General features: G+C 74.9%; 14 protein-coding genes. 11 read left to right on the top strand and 3 right to left on the bottom strand.

The window, feature by feature from the left end; genetic code table 11:
- The first annotated feature begins 109 nt into the window (after positions 1-109).
- Both ACFYUY_RS30015 and ACFYUY_RS30010 read left to right on the top strand, forming a co-directional pair.
- Entirely contained in the window at positions 110-1,360 is a 1,251-nt protein-coding gene (locus ACFYUY_RS30015; protein WP_387905266.1) for a globin domain-containing protein, read from the top strand.
- A gap of 111 nt (positions 1,361-1,471) precedes the next feature.
- Entirely contained in the window at positions 1,472-2,926 is a 1,455-nt protein-coding gene (locus ACFYUY_RS30010) for a serine/threonine-protein kinase (RefSeq protein WP_387905263.1), read from the top strand.
- Positions 2,927-2,933: 7 nt separating this feature from the next.
- Here the strand turns inward: ACFYUY_RS30010 and ACFYUY_RS30005 are convergent, their stop codons facing one another.
- Positions 2,934-4,355 carry a selenium-binding protein SBP56-related protein gene (locus ACFYUY_RS30005; RefSeq protein ID WP_387905260.1) on the bottom strand — a complete coding sequence of 474 codons (1,422 nt, stop codon included), beginning with the start codon at positions 4,353-4,355 and terminating at the stop codon, positions 2,934-2,936.
- 358 nt (positions 4,356-4,713) lie between these two features.
- Here ACFYUY_RS30005 and ACFYUY_RS30000 point away from each other — a divergent pair, with 358 nt between their 5' ends.
- From ACFYUY_RS30000 to ACFYUY_RS29985, 4 genes are all read left to right on the top strand, one after another.
- Complete coding sequence (locus ACFYUY_RS30000) at positions 4,714-7,557, top strand: tetratricopeptide repeat protein (RefSeq protein ID WP_387905258.1); 2,844 nt, start codon at positions 4,714-4,716, stop codon at positions 7,555-7,557.
- 123 nt (positions 7,558-7,680) lie between these two features.
- A complete protein-coding gene (locus ACFYUY_RS29995; protein WP_387905255.1) occupies positions 7,681-8,697 on the top strand; it encodes an alpha/beta hydrolase in 1,017 nt (338 codons plus the stop codon).
- Between the two features lie 53 nt (positions 8,698-8,750).
- Entirely contained in the window at positions 8,751-9,545 is a 795-nt protein-coding gene (locus ACFYUY_RS29990; protein WP_387905420.1) for a spermidine synthase, read from the top strand.
- A gap of 369 nt (positions 9,546-9,914) precedes the next feature.
- Positions 9,915-10,829 carry a class I SAM-dependent methyltransferase gene (locus tag ACFYUY_RS29985; protein ID WP_387905252.1) on the top strand — a complete coding sequence of 305 codons (915 nt, stop codon included), beginning with the start codon at positions 9,915-9,917 and terminating at the stop codon, positions 10,827-10,829.
- 200 nt (positions 10,830-11,029) lie between these two features.
- Here ACFYUY_RS29985 and ACFYUY_RS29980 read toward each other — a convergent pair whose 3' ends face one another.
- On the bottom strand, positions 11,030-12,013 hold the full coding sequence (locus tag ACFYUY_RS29980; protein WP_387905250.1) for an alpha/beta fold hydrolase: 984 nt from the start codon (positions 12,011-12,013) through the stop codon (positions 11,030-11,032).
- Between the two features lie 447 nt (positions 12,014-12,460).
- On the opposite strand from ACFYUY_RS29980, the gene ACFYUY_RS29975 reads away from it, so the two are divergent.
- From ACFYUY_RS29975 to ACFYUY_RS29955, 5 genes are all read left to right on the top strand, one after another.
- Positions 12,461-13,135 carry a DedA family protein gene (locus tag ACFYUY_RS29975; protein WP_387905248.1) on the top strand — a complete coding sequence of 225 codons (675 nt, stop codon included), beginning with the start codon at positions 12,461-12,463 and terminating at the stop codon, positions 13,133-13,135.
- A gap of 99 nt (positions 13,136-13,234) precedes the next feature.
- The gene (locus tag ACFYUY_RS29970) at positions 13,235-13,903 is read left to right on the top strand and encodes an O-methyltransferase (protein WP_387905245.1); all 669 of its coding nucleotides are present in this window, start codon (positions 13,235-13,237) and stop codon (positions 13,901-13,903) included.
- A gap of 147 nt (positions 13,904-14,050) precedes the next feature.
- Complete coding sequence (locus ACFYUY_RS29965) at positions 14,051-14,950, top strand: Gfo/Idh/MocA family oxidoreductase (protein WP_360220316.1); 900 nt, start codon at positions 14,051-14,053, stop codon at positions 14,948-14,950.
- A gap of 282 nt (positions 14,951-15,232) precedes the next feature.
- Positions 15,233-15,601, top strand: coding sequence for an RNHCP domain-containing protein (locus ACFYUY_RS29960; RefSeq protein ID WP_360220319.1), 369 nt, complete (start codon positions 15,233-15,235; stop codon positions 15,599-15,601).
- Between the two features lie 32 nt (positions 15,602-15,633).
- Entirely contained in the window at positions 15,634-16,086 is a 453-nt protein-coding gene (locus tag ACFYUY_RS29955) for an RNHCP domain-containing protein (RefSeq protein ID WP_387905242.1), read from the top strand.
- A 69-nt stretch (positions 16,087-16,155) separates the two neighbouring features.
- Here ACFYUY_RS29955 and ACFYUY_RS29950 read toward each other — a convergent pair whose 3' ends face one another.
- On the bottom strand, positions 16,156-16,842 hold the full coding sequence (locus tag ACFYUY_RS29950) for a hypothetical protein (protein ID WP_387905239.1): 687 nt from the start codon (positions 16,840-16,842) through the stop codon (positions 16,156-16,158).
- Positions 16,843-16,852: the final 10 nt, after the last annotated feature.

The following is a 16,852-nucleotide window of genomic DNA, read 5'->3' as shown; positions in this document are numbered from 1 at the left end:
TGTCCCCGGCCCCCTGGCCGGAACGGGCGGAACGGGCCGATGGTCCCGGGGCCGCCCGGGGCCATCGGCCCTTCTGCCGCCCAACCGACCGCAGTTGACTGGGCGGGTCATGGACATCACCAACAGCACCGCCGCCACCACCACCGCCACCGCCGAGTACGACCGGCTGATCGCCCGCCACCACGCCATGCGGCTGCGGCGCCAACTCCTCACCCCGGCCGCTCCGTCGGGGCCCGACACCGGGGGCGGAGGGTACGACGGCGCGGCCGACCAGCTGCTGATCCGGCGGGGCCTCGGCCTGGTCGCGCCGCTCGCCGACCTGATCGACCACCTCTACGGCGTCATGTTCCGCCGCCGCCCGTTCCTGCGCCCGCTCTTCCCCGCCTCGATGGAGTTCCAGCAGGCCCACCTGGAGCGGATCTTCCGCCACCTGATCGACCACCTCGACCGGCCCGCCGAACTCGACCGGATGCTCCGTCAACTCGGCCGCGACCACCGGAAACTGGGTGTCCGGCCGGTCCACTACGAGGCCTTCGAGGAGGCCCTGTGCGCAGCGATCCGGCACCGGGCCGGCGCGGGCCGGACGGAGGAGCTCGAGGCGGCGTGGACCAGGATGCTGCGCTTCGCCGTCGGCGCGATGACCGCCGGAGCCGAGTCCGCGCTCACCGAACCCCCGTACTGGCACGCCGTGGTGACGGGCCACGAGCGCCGCCGGCCCGACCTCGCCGTGCTGCGGGTGCGCACCGGAGAGCCCTACCCGTACCGGGCCGGGCAGTACGGCACCGTCGAGCACCCGCTGCTCCCGCACACCTGGCGCCAGTACTCGATGGGCTGCGCGCCCCGGGCCGACAACGAGCTGGAGTTCCACGTCCGCCGCACCGGCCCCGGCGGGGTCAGCGCCGCCCTGGTCGAGCGCACCGCCGTCGGCGACCGGCTGCGGCTCGGCCCGCCGCGCGGCACCCTGCTCCCCGAGGACGACACCCGGGACCTCCTGCTCGTCGCGGGCGGCAGCGGACTCGCGCCGATGAAGGCCATCATCGAGCAGCAGGCCGTCCACCGCCCGCCCGGCCGCCGCGTCCACCTCTTCGTCGGCGCCCGCGACCGCGGCGACCTCTACGACTGGTCGGCACTGGCCGAACTCGGCCTGCACAAGACCTGGTTGGCCCTCACGCCGATCACCGCCGGCCGCCTCGCCGAGGCCGTCACCACGGCCGGTGACTGGCGCGACCACCTCGCCTGCCTCAGTGGCCCGACCGGCATGGTCGGCTCCGTCCGCTCCGAACTGCTCGCCGCCGGCCTGCCCCCGGCCCGGGTGCGCCACGACCAGGTGTTGGTGGGGGCCCGCCCGGCTGGCTGGTGAGGTTCCGCGGCGGGACAATGGCAGCGGAGCCCGCTCCCGACCGACGACCCGCGGGAGCAGGGCCGTCGAGCGTGCCGGCCGCACCCGACCCGGCGCGCGGACGGGACGGCCATGACGCGACCACCTGCCGGTGACGGCGACACGCGGCTGCTGGCCGGGCGGTACCGGCTGATCGAGCAGCTCGGCCGCGGTGGCATGGGCACCGTCTGGCGGGCCCACGACGAACTGCTCGACCGCGAGGTCGCCGTCAAGGAGGTCAGCGTCTCCGGGCCGACGGCGGAGGAGCAGGAGGTCCTGCACGCCAGGCTGCGGCAGGAGGCGAGGGCCGCCGCCCGGATCAGACACCCCGCCGTGGTCACCGTGTTCGACGTCCTGCAGGAGGACGGCAGGCCCTGGATCGTCATGGAGCTGGTCGACGGCCGCTCGCTCGCCGACGTGCTCGCGGCCGAGGGCGCGCTGTCGCCACGGGACACCGCCCGGATCGGTGCCGTGGTGGTCGACGCCCTCGACCAGGCCCACCAGCTGGGGATCCTGCACCGGGACGTCAAACCCGCCAACGTGCTGCTGGAACGCGGCGGCCGGATCGTGCTGACCGACTTCGGCATCGCGCTGCTGGCGGACTCCCCGGGCCTCACCCGCACCGGCGATCTCGTGGGATCACCCGACTACCTCGCCCCGGAGTGCGCGGTCGGTCGCCGGCCCGGCCCGCCCGCCGACCTGTGGTCCCTCGGCGCGACGCTCTACACGGCCGTCGAGGGCCGGTCGCCGTTCGGGCGCGCGTCCACCCTGGGCACCCTGCAGGCGGTGATCTCGGACCCGCTGCCCGAACCCCGGCACGCCGGCTCGCTCGCCCCCGTCCTGGAGGCGTTACTGCGCAAGGACCCGCAGGAACGACCCACGGCGGCCGGTGCCCGGCGGATGCTCGACGAGGTGGCCGCCGGGGCACCGGGCCCGCCGCCGGAGCACCCCCCGACCCGCGCCGTCGCGGCCGGGGGCGCGACGGCCACCCACCCGACCCCGGCGGCCCCGACGCCTTCCGCGGACCGCCCCGGCGGCAGCGGCGCCTCCCGCCGTCGGCGCCGGACGAGGCTGCTGGCCGCGCTCGGCGCCGTCCTGCTGGCGGTCGTCGTCGCCGGCCTCGCCTGGGCCCTCGCTGCAGGCGGAGGAACCCCGGCCTCCCGGACCGCGTCGCCGACCGCCACCAGCGCCGCCTCGGCCCAGCCCGGGTCCGGCCAGCCCACCTCCGCCCAGCCCGGGTCCGCACCGGGAGCCCCGGTCATCACCGGGTGGTCGACGTACCAGGAGGGGCAGCTGGTCTACCTCAGCGTCCGCTACTCCGCCCCCGACGCGACCGGCTTCGGCTTCCGCGGCGTCAACGGCTCAACCCTGGGGGAGGAGGACCACGACTTCGCCCACCCCTCCTACGGCCGGGTGAGCCCGGGCCGCGTGGACTACCCGTACAACCTGCTCTGCGGGACGCCCCAGCACGCCCAGACCGACCTCGACTTCTGGATCTTCACGGCCCAGGGCCAGCGGAGCATGATCACCGTGCACCTGACCTGCTAGTTCCTGCCTACCGGTGGCAGTAGGAGTCCGAGGAGGCGTCGCCGCCCGCGAGGTGGGTCTGGTGGACGCGCAGGCCGCGGAAGTCCGCGCCGTGCGGGAAGAACCGCTCGTCGACGGAGAGCCCGCCGGTCTCGGGGTCGGCGTCCAGCTTGACCATCCAGGGCTCGATGCCGTCCGGGTAGAACTGGTCGTCCCAGGCGCCGTACAGGGAGTTGGTCAGGTAGAGGCGCCGGCCGTCGCGGCTGATCTCGACCATCTGCGGGGCGCCGCTCAGCGGGCGGCCCGGCTCGGCCGGGTGCGGGGTGCGCGCGGTGATGCCGCCGAGGCGCACCGAGGCGGCGAGCCGGGGGTGGAACGGGTCCGAGACGTCGTACTGGAACAACTCGCCGGTGCCCCAGGCGGAGACGTACAGCCAGCGGTCGTCCACCGACAGGTTGATGTCGGTGACCAGCGGCGGCACCGCGCCGAACGGCTGCAACGCGGGCGGCAGGTCCTCGGCCTTGGCCGGCTCGGCCGGGATCTCGATCACCTTGCGGGCGGTGAACGCCGGGCCCTGCCGGTACCAGAGCCACACCGAGGCGGAGAGGTCCTCGACGTTGGTCACCACCCCGGCGAAGCCCCACTCGGCCTGCGGATCGTGTGCCGGGCGCAGCTCCAGCACCATCTGGTACTGGTCGCCGAGGTCGACCCGCTGCAGGTGGCGGCCGGAGTCCAGCTCCCAGAAGTGCAGCGCGTGCCCGTACTTGCGGCCCAGCAGCAGCTCCGGCACCACGCCGTCCTCGACCATCCACGGCGTGCCCCACTCGCTGGTCACGCCCACGTTCGTCCCCAGGTGCCACCAGACGTCGTAGGCGAGGTGCTGCGGCCCGCGCTCCGTCTCCCACGCCCGCAGCACGTCGAAGGTGGTGTGGTCGAGCAGCGCCACCCCGCCGGGCCCGTCGGTGCCCTCCGCCCCGCCCAGGCAGGACAGGAACACGCCGTCGGGCCCGCAGTGCAGCGTGTGCGGGCGCGAGTACCCGGCTCTGGACGCCAGCTCCGCCGCCTCGACGGTCTTCACCAGGCGCGGCCGCACCGGGTCGGGCCGGGTGTCCATCACGTGCAGCCGCGAGGAGCGCAGGCCCGGCAGCAGCAGGTAGCGCCGCTCCGGGTTCCGGTGGCAGGCGTGCGCCAGCGCACTCGAGCAGGCGTTCCAGCCGAAGTGGTGCAACTCGTCGCCCAGCGTCGGCAGTTCGGCGAAGTTCAGGACCGTCCCGTAGCCCGCCGAGGCCGGGTCGGTGTCGACGGTGAGCAGCGCGTCCGGCCGCCGCCCCGCCCGGTCGAACCCGGCGACGTACGCCAGCGTCTCCGGCGGCGCGGCGATCGCCTCCGCCGCGGAACGGTACAGCGACGGATCGGTGTGCCCGCCCTGCGGGCCCTGACCGTGCGGCATCCCGGACTCCTCAACTCGCCCTGCTGGTACACGGACTGTGTCCTGCGTCCGGGAAGCGTTCCACAGGTCCACCGGCGCACAGCAGGCGCACGGGGAGCGGGCGGGAGGTGCGGACCTCGGCGGATCGGATCCCGGGCGGCGGCGTGGCCCGTACGCTGGGTCCTTCTGCGGAAGAAACCACCCGGGAGACCTGGGAGGTGGGCGGACGCGGGATTCGTGACGGGTGAACGGGTGGGGCGGCGTGGGGTCGAAGCGCAGGACGGGTGGGAAGCGGCCGCCGCGGGGCGTCGCGGTGTCCAACGCCATCAGCGGCGGGACCTTCAACGGGGGGAACACGGTCCAGGCGGGGACGGCGCACGTGACGATCCATCAGGCGGAGGCGGTGCGGGGCACGGAGGTCCTGCCGCCGCTGCCGGCCCTTCCCGCGGCCTTCACCGGCCGCGAGCACGACGTGGCGGAACTGTTGGGACTGTTGGCGCCCGCCGCCGACGGTGGGGCGCCGCTCGGCGTGATGGTCACCGGACTCGGCGGCATCGGCAAGACCACGCTCGCCGTCGCGGCCGGCCGCGCGGCTCTGGCCCGGGGCCGGTTCCGTGGCGCGCTCTTCGTCGACCTGCGCGGCTACGACGAGACGCCGATGGAGGCCGGGCAGGCTCTCGACACCCTTCTGCGCGTCCTCGGCGTCGCGGCCGAGCAGATTCCGCCCGAGCTGGACGCCCGGGCCGCGCTGTACCGAGCCGAGCTGAACCGCCACGACGCCGGTGTGCTCGTCGTCGCCGACAACGCCTCCAGTGTCGGACAGATCGCGCCCCTGTATCCCGGCTCCGGACGGCACCGGCTGCTGGTCACCTCCCGGGACACCCTCCCCGGCCTGGACGCGCGCCTGCTCGTGCTGGACCAGCTGGAGCCCGAAGCGGCCCGGGACCTCCTGGAGGCCGCCGTGCGGGTGGCCAGGAACGACGACGACCGGGTCGGCGCCGACCCGCAGGGCTCCTCGCGCGTCGCGGAGCTGTGCGGACACCTGCCGCTCGCGATCAGGCTCGCCGCCGCCCAGCTCGTCCTCGACCGGCACCTGCGACCCGCCGAGCTGGCTGCGGACCTGGCGGACGCCGCGGGCCGGCTGGACCTGCTCTCCGACGGCGAGACCGGTATCCGCCTCAGTCTGGACCGCTCCTACCGGCGGCTCACCGTCCCGCAGGCGGAACTGTTCCGGCTGCTCGCGTTCGGACCCGGGCCCGACATCTCCACCGAGGCCGCCGCCGCCCTGACCGGCCGCCAGATCCGCGACGTGCGCGCCCGGCTGGCCCAGCTCGCCGGTACGGCCTTGATCCGGCAGAGCCCCGAGGGCGGCCGGTGGTACCTGCACGACCTCGTCCGGGCGTACGCGCTGGAGCAGGCGGAGCGCTTTCCAGGGCCGAACGCAGCCGCCCGGCGCCGGGTCCTCGAGTACTACGCGGTGGTCGCCGACGCCGCGGACGACCGCGTGCGGGCGCTACCCGCGGGCCCGGCCGCCGGGCTGTTCGGCGATCGCGCCCGGGCACTGGCGTGGCTGCTGACCGAGCGGGTCAACCTCGTGGCGGCGGTTCAGACGGCCGCGGCCACCGGCCACGCGGACATCGCCGCACAGCTGGCCCCGTCGATCGGGCCGCATCTGGCCCGGTGGTTCCGGACCGACGACACGCTCACCGTCACGCGAGCTGCGCTGGAGGCGGCGGCCACGCTCGACCTGGGGTCCGAGGCCGGGGCGTGGAACAACCTCGGCCTGGCGCTGCACGACGTCCGTCGCTTCACGGATGCCGTCGAGGCCTTCCGGAAGGCCGGCGAGCTCGCCCGTGACCTCGGGGACCGCGGCGGAGAGGGCAGCGCCCACGACAACCTCGGCAACGCCCTCCACCAGCTGCGCCGGTTCGACGAGGCGATCGGGGCCCACGAGCGCGCCCTCGCCATCTTCCGGGAGCTCGGAGACCGCCGCCGCGAGGCCGGCTCGTTGAACAACCTGGCCTCGACGCTGCAGGACGTCCGCCGGTTCGCGGAGGTCATCGAGCTGCTGGAACGCGCCCGCGACGGCTACCAGGACCTCGACGACCGGGACGGCGAGGCGGTGGTGTGGACGAACCTGGCGACGGCCCTGCGGGAGGTCGGTCGCTTCGACGAGGCGGTCGAGGCGCACGAGCGTTCCGGCGCGCTCGCCCGAGAGCTCGGCGACGTCCGCGGTGAGGGCAGGTCGCTGGACGCCCTCGGCAGTACGCTCCAGGAGCTTCGGCGCCACGACGAGGCGATCACGACGTACGAACGGGCGCTGGTCATCTTCCGGGAGATCGGAGACCGCCACGGTGAGGCCCTGTCCCTGGGGAACCTCGGGCTCGCCCTGCGGGCGGTGCGCCGGTTCGAGGAGGCGGTGGACGCCCACGAGCGGGCGCTCGCCATCAAGTCGGAGTTCGGGGACCGCCACGGGGAGGCCGGTACCTGCAGCAACCTCGGCCCGGCCCTGCAGGAGCTGCAACGGTACGACGAGGCGGAGGCCGCGCTCCGCAGGTCCCTGAAGATCTTCCAGGAACTCGGGGACCGCCACGGCGAAGCCCTGGCCCTGAACAATCTCGGTGCCCTGCTCGAGAGCACGGGACGGGTGGAGGACGCGGCGGAGGCCCACCGGCAGTCCCTGGCCGCCGCTCACGAGCTCGGTGAACCGCGCCTGCAGAGCCGGTCCCTGAACAACCTCGGCAGCGTCCTGCGCGTGATGGACCAGCCGGATGCCGCGCTCGACGCGCACCAGGCGGCGCTCGCGATCAACCAGGGGCTGTCGGACCGGTTCGGCGAGGCGGAGGTGTGGAACAACCTGGGACTGGACCACGACGCGCTGGAACGGTACGAGGAGGCGATCGACGCGCTGAGCCGCTCCCGGGACCTGTGCAGGGAACTCGGTGACCGCCACGGGGAGGCCGTGGCCCTGGTCAACCTCGGCGGCACGCTCTGCGAGCGGCAACGGTTCGCGGAGGCCGTCGCGTCCTGTCGCGAGGGCATCGACCACTTCCGGGAGCTCGGAGCGCGCCGCAGCGAGGCGCTCGCGTGGCACGTTCTCGCCGCAGTCCTGCGCGAGGCCGGCGACCCCGCCGAGGCGGAGGCCGCCGAGGAGCGGGGCATGGCCGTGCTGGCGGACCTCGACGCGGCCGCCGCGGGGGCCTCCGCAACCCCCGCCCCCTGAGCGTCTTAACCCTGCGGGACCCACCGCCCGCGCGCGGCCGGGCTACCGGCCGGTATCGTCGGGCGCGGAACGGTGGAGACCCGCCGGAGCGGCGGGCCGAGCGGAGGACGGGTGCGGCGGCAGATGGAGTTTCGGGAAGACGTCCTGGGTGCCCCCTACGAGGCGGCCGAGCTGACCCTGCGGCCCGACGACGAGGGGCCGGTCTGCGCCACCCTGGTGCGGCGTCGGGTGCCCGGCTCGGAGCGGGCCGTGCTGTACATCCACGGCTACAACGACTACTTCTTCCAGACCAATCTGGCCGACCACTTCGCCGAGCTCGGGTTCTCGTTCTACGCCCTGGACCTGCGCAAGTACGGCCGCTCGCTGCGCCCCCACCAGTCGCCGAACTTCGTGCGCGACCTCGCCGAGTACGACGAGGAGATCGACGAGGCGGTGCGGATCATCCGGGAGGTGGACGGGCACCGGCAGCTGCTGCTGAACGGGCACTCCACCGGCGGGCTGGTCGGCGCGCTGTGGGCGTCCCGGCGCGCCGGGCGCGGGCTGGTGGACGGGCTCTTCCTGAACAGCCCGTTCCTGTCGATGCCGACCGCGCCCGCGGTGCGCACCGTCGGCGGCCCGGCCGTCACGGCGCTCGGACGGCTGGCGCCCACCCGGGTGCTGCCCTCCGCCCTGAACCCGCACTACACCCACAGCCTGCACAAGGACCACCGGGGCGAGTGGGACTTCGACCTCACCCTGAAGTCCCCCGAGGGCTTCCCGCTGTACGCGGGCTGGCTGGCGGCGATCCACCAGGGCCACCGCCGGCTGCGGCACGGCCTGGGCATCGACGTGCCGGTGCTGCTGGCGGCGTCCACCGCCTCGATCTCCACCACCAAGTGGCACAACGCGCTGCACCACGCGGACGGCGTGCTGCGCGCGGACGACATCGCCGCCGAGGGCCCGCGGCTGGGCCGGCACGTCACCGTCGTCCGGATCGAGGGCGGCATGCACGACCTGGTGCTGTCCGGCGAGGCCGCCCGCGCGCAGGTCTTCGCCGAGCTGGACCGCTGGCTCGCCGCCTACCTGGACGTCGTGCCGGCGGCCGGGGCCGCAGCGGCCGCGCCGTCCCGGGCCGGGGCACCGGTGGGGGAGTCGGCGTGACGGACGAGCCCGTCCCGGTCGGCCGGCAGACCGACCTCGGCTTCGCCAAGCTGATGCCGGACATCGACCGGGCGGGCGCCTGGCTGCTCACCCTGGACGGCACCCCGCAGTCCTACGTGGACCTGGCCGACCCCACCCACCTGGAGTTCGAGTACACCCGCCGGCTCGGCCACCTCGCGGACGCGCTGGCCCCGGCCGGCCGGCCGCTGGACGTGCTGCACCTGGGCGGCGGCGCGCTCACCCTGCCCCGCTACCTGGCGGCCACCCGACCCGGCTCCCGGCAGCGGGTGGTGGAGGTGGACGGGCCGCTGCTCGCGCTGGTCGAGGAGCACCTGCCCTGGCAGGCGCCCGGCGCGGACGTCACCGCGACGGTCGGCGACGCCCGGGCCGCCCTCGCCGGGGCCCCGGCCGGCTCGCAGGACCTGGTGATCGCGGACGTCTTCCACGGCTCGCGCACCCCGGCGCACCTGACCTCGGTGGAGTTCGTCCGGCTGGCGGCGACCGCGCTGCGCCCCGGCGGCTGCTACGCGGCGAACCTCGCGGACGGCCCGCCGCTGGCCTTCGCCCGGGCGCAGGCGGCGACGGTCGCGGCGGTGTTCCCGTACACCTGCCTGGTCGCGGAGGCGCCGGTGCTGCGCGGCCGCCGTTACGGCAACATCCTGCTGGCCGGTTCGACGGCGCCGCTGCCGGTGGCGGAGCTGAGCCGGCTGCTGGCGGGCGACGTCTTCCCGGCCCGGCTCACCGAGGGCGCCGACCTGGCCGCCCTGGTCGGCCGGACGGCGCCGGTGACGGACGCCGAGGCCACCGACTCCCCGCCCCCGCCGGACGGGGCCTTCAGCGTCGGCTGAGCCCGGTCCCGCCGCTACCGGGCCCCGGTTTCGCCGCCGACCCGCGGCCGCACCCGGGCGGCGCGTCGTCCGGCGGCGGTGCGTTCTCCGGCGGCGATGCGCGGGCCGGGTGGCGCGATCGCCGGGCCCGCGGAGCCGGACACTCTGCCGCGCCCTCCGGTACCGCGTGCGGCCGTTCGGTAGTCTGCGGGTGATCCAGTTCCAGCGGCTCCGGCCGGGGATGCCGCCCCGGCGAGTCCACCGCGCCGCGCACCGGTGCCCGACCGAGGGCCGGCCCCCGTGATCCTCGCCGCCCTCGCCGTTCCGGTCCGGTCGCGGCGCCCCGCTGGTCCTGCCGCCGTTGATTCCGCCGCTCCAGAGGAGACCCGCGTGGCCACTGACGAACCGCCCGCGCCGCCGTCGACCGGACTGCTGTCGGTCGACCTGGGCGCCGTGCCCGAGACCGCCCTCTGGACGCTGTACCAGCGTGCCGTCGAGGCCGGCCGCCCGGACGCGGTGCTGCGCGACCCCAAGGCCGTCGAGCTGGTCGGACGGATCGACTACCCCTTCGCCGAGCGGTTCGGCACGAGCGGCAGCCAGGCGCAGCTCCAGGCGCTGCGGGTGGCCTGCTTCGACCGCGAGGTGGCGGACTTCCTGGCGCGGGAGCCGCGCGGCACCGTCGTCTGTCTGGGCGAGGGCCTGGAGACGCAGTACTGGCGGGTCGACAACGGGCGGGCCCGGTGGCTCACCGTGGACCTGCCCGAGTCGGTGGCGCTGCGGGAGGAGCTGCTGCCGCCCGGGCCGCGGCAGCGCTATCTGGCCGCTGACGCCACCGACCTGGGGTGGGCCGACGAGGTGGACCGGGAGCACGGGGTCCTGATCACCGCGCAGGGCCTGCTGATGTACCTCCCGCCCGAGCGGGTGAGGACCCTGATCGCGGGCTGTGCCGAGCGGTTCCCGGGCGGCTCGCTGGTGCTGGACGCGGTGCCGCGCTGGTTCGGCCGGGCCACCCGCAGCGGCCGGATGCGCATGCGCGGCTACCAGGTGCCCCCGATGCCGTGGGCGATGGACGCGGGCGAGCAGGTGAAGCTCGGCACCGCGAGTCCTGCGGTGGCCTCGGTGCGGGAGGTGCGGCCGGTCGGCGGCCGGGGGCTGCTCGGCGCCCTGCTGCCCGTCGCGCTGAGCGTTCCGCCGGTGGCCGCCCGTCGTCCCTCGATCACGGTCCTGGACTTCGCCGAGCGGGCCGGGCGTGCCGGGCGGCCGGGGCGGCTCGGGCGCCCTGAGCGCTCTGAGCTGCCCGAGTGACCTGCGCGCCCGGGGGGCCCTGTGCGCCCTGAGCGACCCCGGGCGTGACCGCTGAGGGGGCCGGCCGCTCCGGCTCGGACGGCCCCCGAACGGTACCGGTGCCGGTCCCGCGGATCCTGCCCGTCCTTCCGGGGCCCGCGGCGTGCGGATCGGACGGCGGGTGGATCGGACGGCGAGCGGATCGGACGGCGGGGCGGCATTCAGGCGGGCAGTGCGGCGAGCCAGCCGGTCAGGAGCCGGTTGACCTCGGCGGGCCGCTCCTGCTGGATCCAGTGACCGCAGCCGTCGAGCAGGTGCGAGGAGACCAGGCCGGGCAGAGTGGTGGGGAACGCGTCGATCGCGTCCGCCAGCCACCGGGTGGAGGCGTCCAGGCCGCCGCCGGCGAAGAGGGAGGGCTGGGTGATCGGGGCGCCGTCGAGGTCGGCGAGGTCCGCCCAGTCGCGGTCCATGTTCCGGTAGCGGTTGAGTGCGCCGCTGAGGCCGGTGCGCTCGAACTCCCCGGCGTAGACGTCGAGATCGTCCTCGCCGAGCCAGGAGGGCAGCCGGCCGGCCGGGAACCGGTCGCGCAGCGTGCCGCCCCGGGAGACGAAGTGCGGGTCCGCCTCGTGGGGTGCGGGCATGGTGTCGGCGGACAGCGCCGCGTAGAAGCCGGCGAGCCAGCCGCGCACATCGGGCTCGATCTCGGCCTCGGCCCGTCCGGGCTCCTGGAAGTAGGAGACGTAGAACTCCTGGTCGCCGCCCATTCCGGCGAACACCTCGCTGGGCCGCGGCCCGCCGCGCGGGGTGTACGGCACGCTGAGCATCCCCACCGCCCGGAAGACGTCCGGTCGCTTCAGCGCCGAGTTGGCGGCGATCGTGGCTCCCCAGTCGTGTCCGACGATCACCGCCGACCGCTCGCCCAGGGCCCGCACCACGGCGACGTTGTCCTCCACCAGGTCCAGCATCCGGTACGCGTCCACGGCCTCGGGCCTGGAGGAGCGGCCGTACCCCCGCACGTCGATCGCCACCGCCCGGTACCCGGCACCGGCCAGCGCCGGAAGCTGGTGCCGCCAGGAGTACCAGGACTCGGGGAAGCCGTGGACGAGCAGCACCAGCGGGCCCGTGCCCTGTTCCACGAGGTGGATCCGGCCCGCCGGGGTGGGGACCGATCGGTGCACGGGGCCTGCGGTGACGTGCTGAGGCATGGGCCCTCCAAGGGGTGTCGACCGTCCCGCGCCGGGTCGGAGCAGGAGCAGCAGTCGGAGAAGGAGAAGGAGCAGGAGCAGGAGTCGGTCCGTCGTGGTCCGGTCCGGCGGGCTCCGATCCTGTCCCGCCCGCCGCGACCGCAGCCAGCGTTGTTGCCGTTTCGGCAAAGCGGGAGCCGGTCACACCCGTCCGCGCGGGGGGCGGCCGTCCGTGGTCGCACCGCGCTTTGCCTATTCTTGGGATTCGCGGCACCGTACCGGAACCACGGCCACCCGCCGTACGTCGTAAGACCAGGTGCGGACCAGGCGATCGGCGGGGGGAACGGGCCCCTCCGGCGCGTTACCCTGCCCTGAGGGGGAGCGGCCTGGGGCCGCGACGGACGACTACCGGGACGGGCGCGCCGCTGAGGGCCGCGCCCGTCCCGGCCTGCCACGGAGGTACTGGCCTTGCACATCGACGCCTGGATCGAGAGCGTCCCACCGGGCGCGGTGTACGCCCTCGTCGGCCTGATCATCGGGCTCGAGTCGCTGGGCATCCCGCTGCCCGGCGAGATCGCGCTGGTGACGGCGGCCCTGATGTCGGTCAAGGGCGTGGTGAGCCCGTGGGGCGTCGCGGGCGTCGCGATCGCGGGCGCGATCATCGGCGACTCGATCGGCTACTCGATCGGACGCAAGGGCGGCAAGCCGCTGTTCGAGAAGCTCGGGAGAAGGTTCCCGAAGCACTTCGGGCCCTCGCACCTGGCCACCGCCGAGCGCTCGTTCCAGAAGTGGGGCATGTGGGCGGTCTTCTTCGGCCGGTTCATCGCCCTGCTGCGCATCTTCGCGGGGCCCCTCGCGGGCGCTCTGAAGATGCCGTACTGGAAGTTCCTGATCGCCAACGTGCTGGGCGGCGTGGTCTGGGCCGGCGGTACGACGCTGCTCGTCTACAAGGTCGGCAAGAGCATCGAGCCGTGGCTGGCCCGGTTCTCCTGGGCGGGCCTGGCCGCGGCCCTGGTGATCGGAGCGCTCTCGGCGTGGATCATGAAGCGCCGGGCCGCGAAGACCCACGCGAAGATCGAGGCCGAGGAGGCCGCCGCGGCCGCCGCGGCAGCCGGTGCCGCGAAGGCGCCGGTCGCGGACTGACGCACTGACGGGCCGTCCGCGGCGGCCACGGAGGGGTGTCGGGCCCCCGGAGTAGCATCGGCGGGGTACCTGTCGATCATGCACACCCAGGAGGGCCCGATGACCCAGCCGACGTGGGACGCCGTGGACGCGTACTTCTCCGAGCAGCTGGTCGGCCACGACCCGGCGCTCGAGGCCGCGGAGGCCGCCGCCGACGCCGCCGGGCTGCCGCACATCGCGGTGGCCCCCAACCAGGGCAAGCTGCTGCACCTGCTGGCGCTGACGCAGGGCGCGCGCCGGATCCTGGAGGTCGGCACCCTCGGCGGCTACAGCGCGATCTGGCTGGCCCGGGCACTGCCCGCCGACGGCACCCTGATCACCCTGGAGATCGACCCGAAGCACGCCGAGGTCGCCCGCGGCAACCTCGCGCACGCCGGCCTGGACAAGGTCGCCGAGGTGCGGCTCGGCCGGGCCGCCGACTCGCTCGCCGCGCTGGTGCAGGACGGCACCGAGCCCTTCGACCTGGTGTTCATCGACGCCGACAAGCCCAGCAACCCCGAGTACTTCCGCCGGGCCCTGGAGCTCACCCGCCCCGGCTCGCTGATCATCGTCGACAACGTGGTGCGCGGCGGGGCGATCGCCGACGCCGACAGCACCGACCCCGCCGTGGTCGGCACCCGGGCGCTGCACGACCTGATCGCCGCCGAGCCGCGGGTGACGGCGACGTCCGTGCAGACCGTCGGCAGCAAGGGCTACGACGGCTTCACGCTGGCCCGCGTACAGGGCTGAGCCCCGGCGCGCCCGGGGGCCCGGGCGCCCCCGCCCGACCCCTTCGCGCCACCTCGCCTCACCTCGAACCACCCCGCATCAGCTCGCATCACCCTGAACCACCCCGAACCACCTCGCACCATCGCACCACGCAGGAACGGAGACACCGTGCGGATCGGACTGCTGGGCGCAGGCCCCTGGGCGGAGCGGGTCCACGCACCCGTCCTCGCCGAACACCCCGGCTTCGAGTTCACCGGCGTCTGGGCCCGCCGGCCCGAGGCGGCCACGGCCCTCGGCGGGGCGTACGCCGTCCGCGGGTACACGGACCTCGACGAGCTGCTGGCCGAGGTGGACGCGGTCTCCATCGCGCTGCCCCCGGCCGTCCAGCCCGGCCTCGCCGTGCGGGCCGCCGAAGCCGGCTGCCACCTGCTGCTCGACAAGCCCGTCGCACTGACCGTGCCGGACGCCCGCGCCGTCGCCGAGGCGGTGCGGGCCCACGGGGTCGCCTCGGTGGTCTTCTTCACCGTCCGCTTCGGCGGCGAGCAGATGCCCTGGATCGAACGGCAGGCGGAGCTCGGCGGCTGGTTCACCGGCCGCTCCGACTGGCTCGGCTCGGTGTTCGCCCCCGGCAGCTCCAGCCCGTACGCCTCCTCGCCGTGGCGCCGGGAGAAGGGCGCGCTGTGGGACGTCGGCCCGCACGCGCTGTCCGTGCTGCTCCCGGTGCTCGGCGACGCGACGCGGGTGACGGCCGCCGCCGGGCCGCTGGACACCGTCCACCTGGTCGTCCGGCACGCCGCCGGCGCGTCCAGCACCCTCGCCCTCAGCCTCACCGCGCCGGTCGCGGCCGGCGGCACCGGCATGGAACTGCGCGGCGAGCACGGTGTCGCCCAGCTCCCCGAACGCGGCGAGGGGCCGGTCGCGGCGCTCCACCGCGCCCTGGACGCCCTGCACACCTCGGCGGCCACCGCCCGGCCGCACCCCTGCGACGCCGACTTCGGTCTGCGCGTCGTCGAGATCCTCGCCGCCGCCGAGCAGTCGCTGGCGACCGGCGCCCCGGTCGAGGTCTAGCTGTTCTGTCCGGGGGCCGGGCGGGCGGGCCGGGCGCGGCCTACGGACGGGCGCGCCGAAAACCGGTGGCGGCGGCGCGCGGCCCGTTGTTAGCGTGAGGCCGCTCCACCGTCGTCCCGTTCGTCCTCGTCAGGGCCGTGAGCCCACCGGAAAGGGTGTCTTGATGTCCCGGATCGCGCCGAGCGCGCCTCGCCGCACCGCGTAGCCGGTCCGCACGGACCGGTCGGGGCCGCTCGGCCTGCTCTTGCTGCCATCGCACATCTCCAGCAAGGAGCACCCCGGGTGTCCAGCACCACCAATGCCCTCAAGGCCTTCAAGACCGACACGTTCACCTGCACCTGGTGCGGGCTGACGGTCTCCACCCACGCCGCCGACGGCACGCGGCGCAACCACTGCCCGTCCTGCCTGCATTCCCGGCACGTCCTGGACCAGGTCGAGGGCGGCCCGAGCGAGTGCCACGGCCGGATGTCGCCGATCGCCATCGCGGTGCTGCGCACCGGCGACTGGATGGTCGTGCACCGCTGCGTGCGCTGCGACGAGCTGACGTCCAATCCGGTCTGCCCGGACGACAACCAGCTCGTCCTGATGCGGATGGCCGTCCGGCCGCTCGCCCAACCGCCCTTCCCGCTCGAAGCGTTCGGGACCCTCTGAACGGCCGCGCGAGGAGGGAGGAAGCGCCGAGCATGCCACGACGAAAGAACGAGCACGACGGCGGGCAGCGCCGTTCACGCCGCCGTCCGCAGCGGCACAAGGACGTCCTGCACGCCAGGGACGTGCTGCGCGCGAGGGGCGGGCACCGGGCGAACGACTTCCGGTGCGTCGGCTGCCGGCTGGACGTCCCGCTGGACGCCCCCGGCACCGCGCACCGCAACCACTGCCCGAACTGCCTGGTCAGCCTGCACGTCGACCGGAGGGTCCCGGGTGACCGGGCCGCCGACTGCCGGGGCCGGATGGCGGCGCTGAGCATGTCCGCCCGGCCGGACGGCGAATGGCTGATCATCCACCAGTGCCTGTCCTGCGGCGAGTTGAGCGCCAACCGGATCGCCGGCGACGACAACCCGCTGGCCCTGGTCCGGCTGGTGCTCAGACCGCTGCGGGACAACCGGATGGCCGGCCGGGCCCTGCTCCGCCTCTAGCCCGGCGGACCGCCCCGGTGCCCGGACCCGCCCCCGCGCGGCTCCGGGCCCCGGGCGCATTGTCCGGCCTCACGGTGGCGGCACCATCTGAGCCGTGGCATCCAGGTTGTGTACGGGGCCGCTCTCCTCGTACGACACCGGTACGGCGCCGGCAAGTTCCGCCACGGCCTTCCTGAGGGCCGGCGACGTCGCACCCTCCCTGGTCGTGGTGACCGTGATCCCGGAAGCGTCCGGGAGCAGGGCCGCGGTATGGACCGGGAAGGGCAGCGAGCCGGCCTGTGCCGCGTTGCCGATCTTCTGGAGGACGGGGTCGACGGTCGCCCGGGAGAAGGCGGCGTGCCGGATCTCCGTGCGTTGCGTCTCGATGCCCGGGTGTGCCTTGCTCGCGGCCGTGACGAGTTCCTTCGCCCGCGGTTCGTCCGTCGCGAACAGCACGACCCGGCCGGCCGCCGGATCCAGCTTGAGCGCGCCGAAGGTGTCCTTGAACCCGGCACGGCCCTGCTCCCCGAGCGCGGACGCCAGATCCCGCAGCGCCGTGAGCGCGAGCGCGTCCGTGGGCCGCGAGGGCGAGGAGGGCGCCTCCGGGAAACGGTTGCCATCCTCAGTGGTGCTGCCGCACCCGCACAGCAGCAGGCCTGCCGTCAGCACGGCGGCCGACCATGCGGGCGGTCGGAATGATGTCATGCTGGCACCCCCTTCCTGATGGTGTTCCTGACGGCACGAGTCGCCGCCGACGCCGGCCTCGTCACGAGGCATGGTGATTCGA

This window comes from Kitasatospora sp. NPDC004745, assembly GCF_042873275.1.
Lineage (GTDB): Bacteria > Actinomycetota > Actinomycetes > Streptomycetales > Streptomycetaceae > Kitasatospora.
Note: the sequence above shows the minus strand (reverse complement) of the source record. Positions and strands in the feature narration are given on the sequence as shown.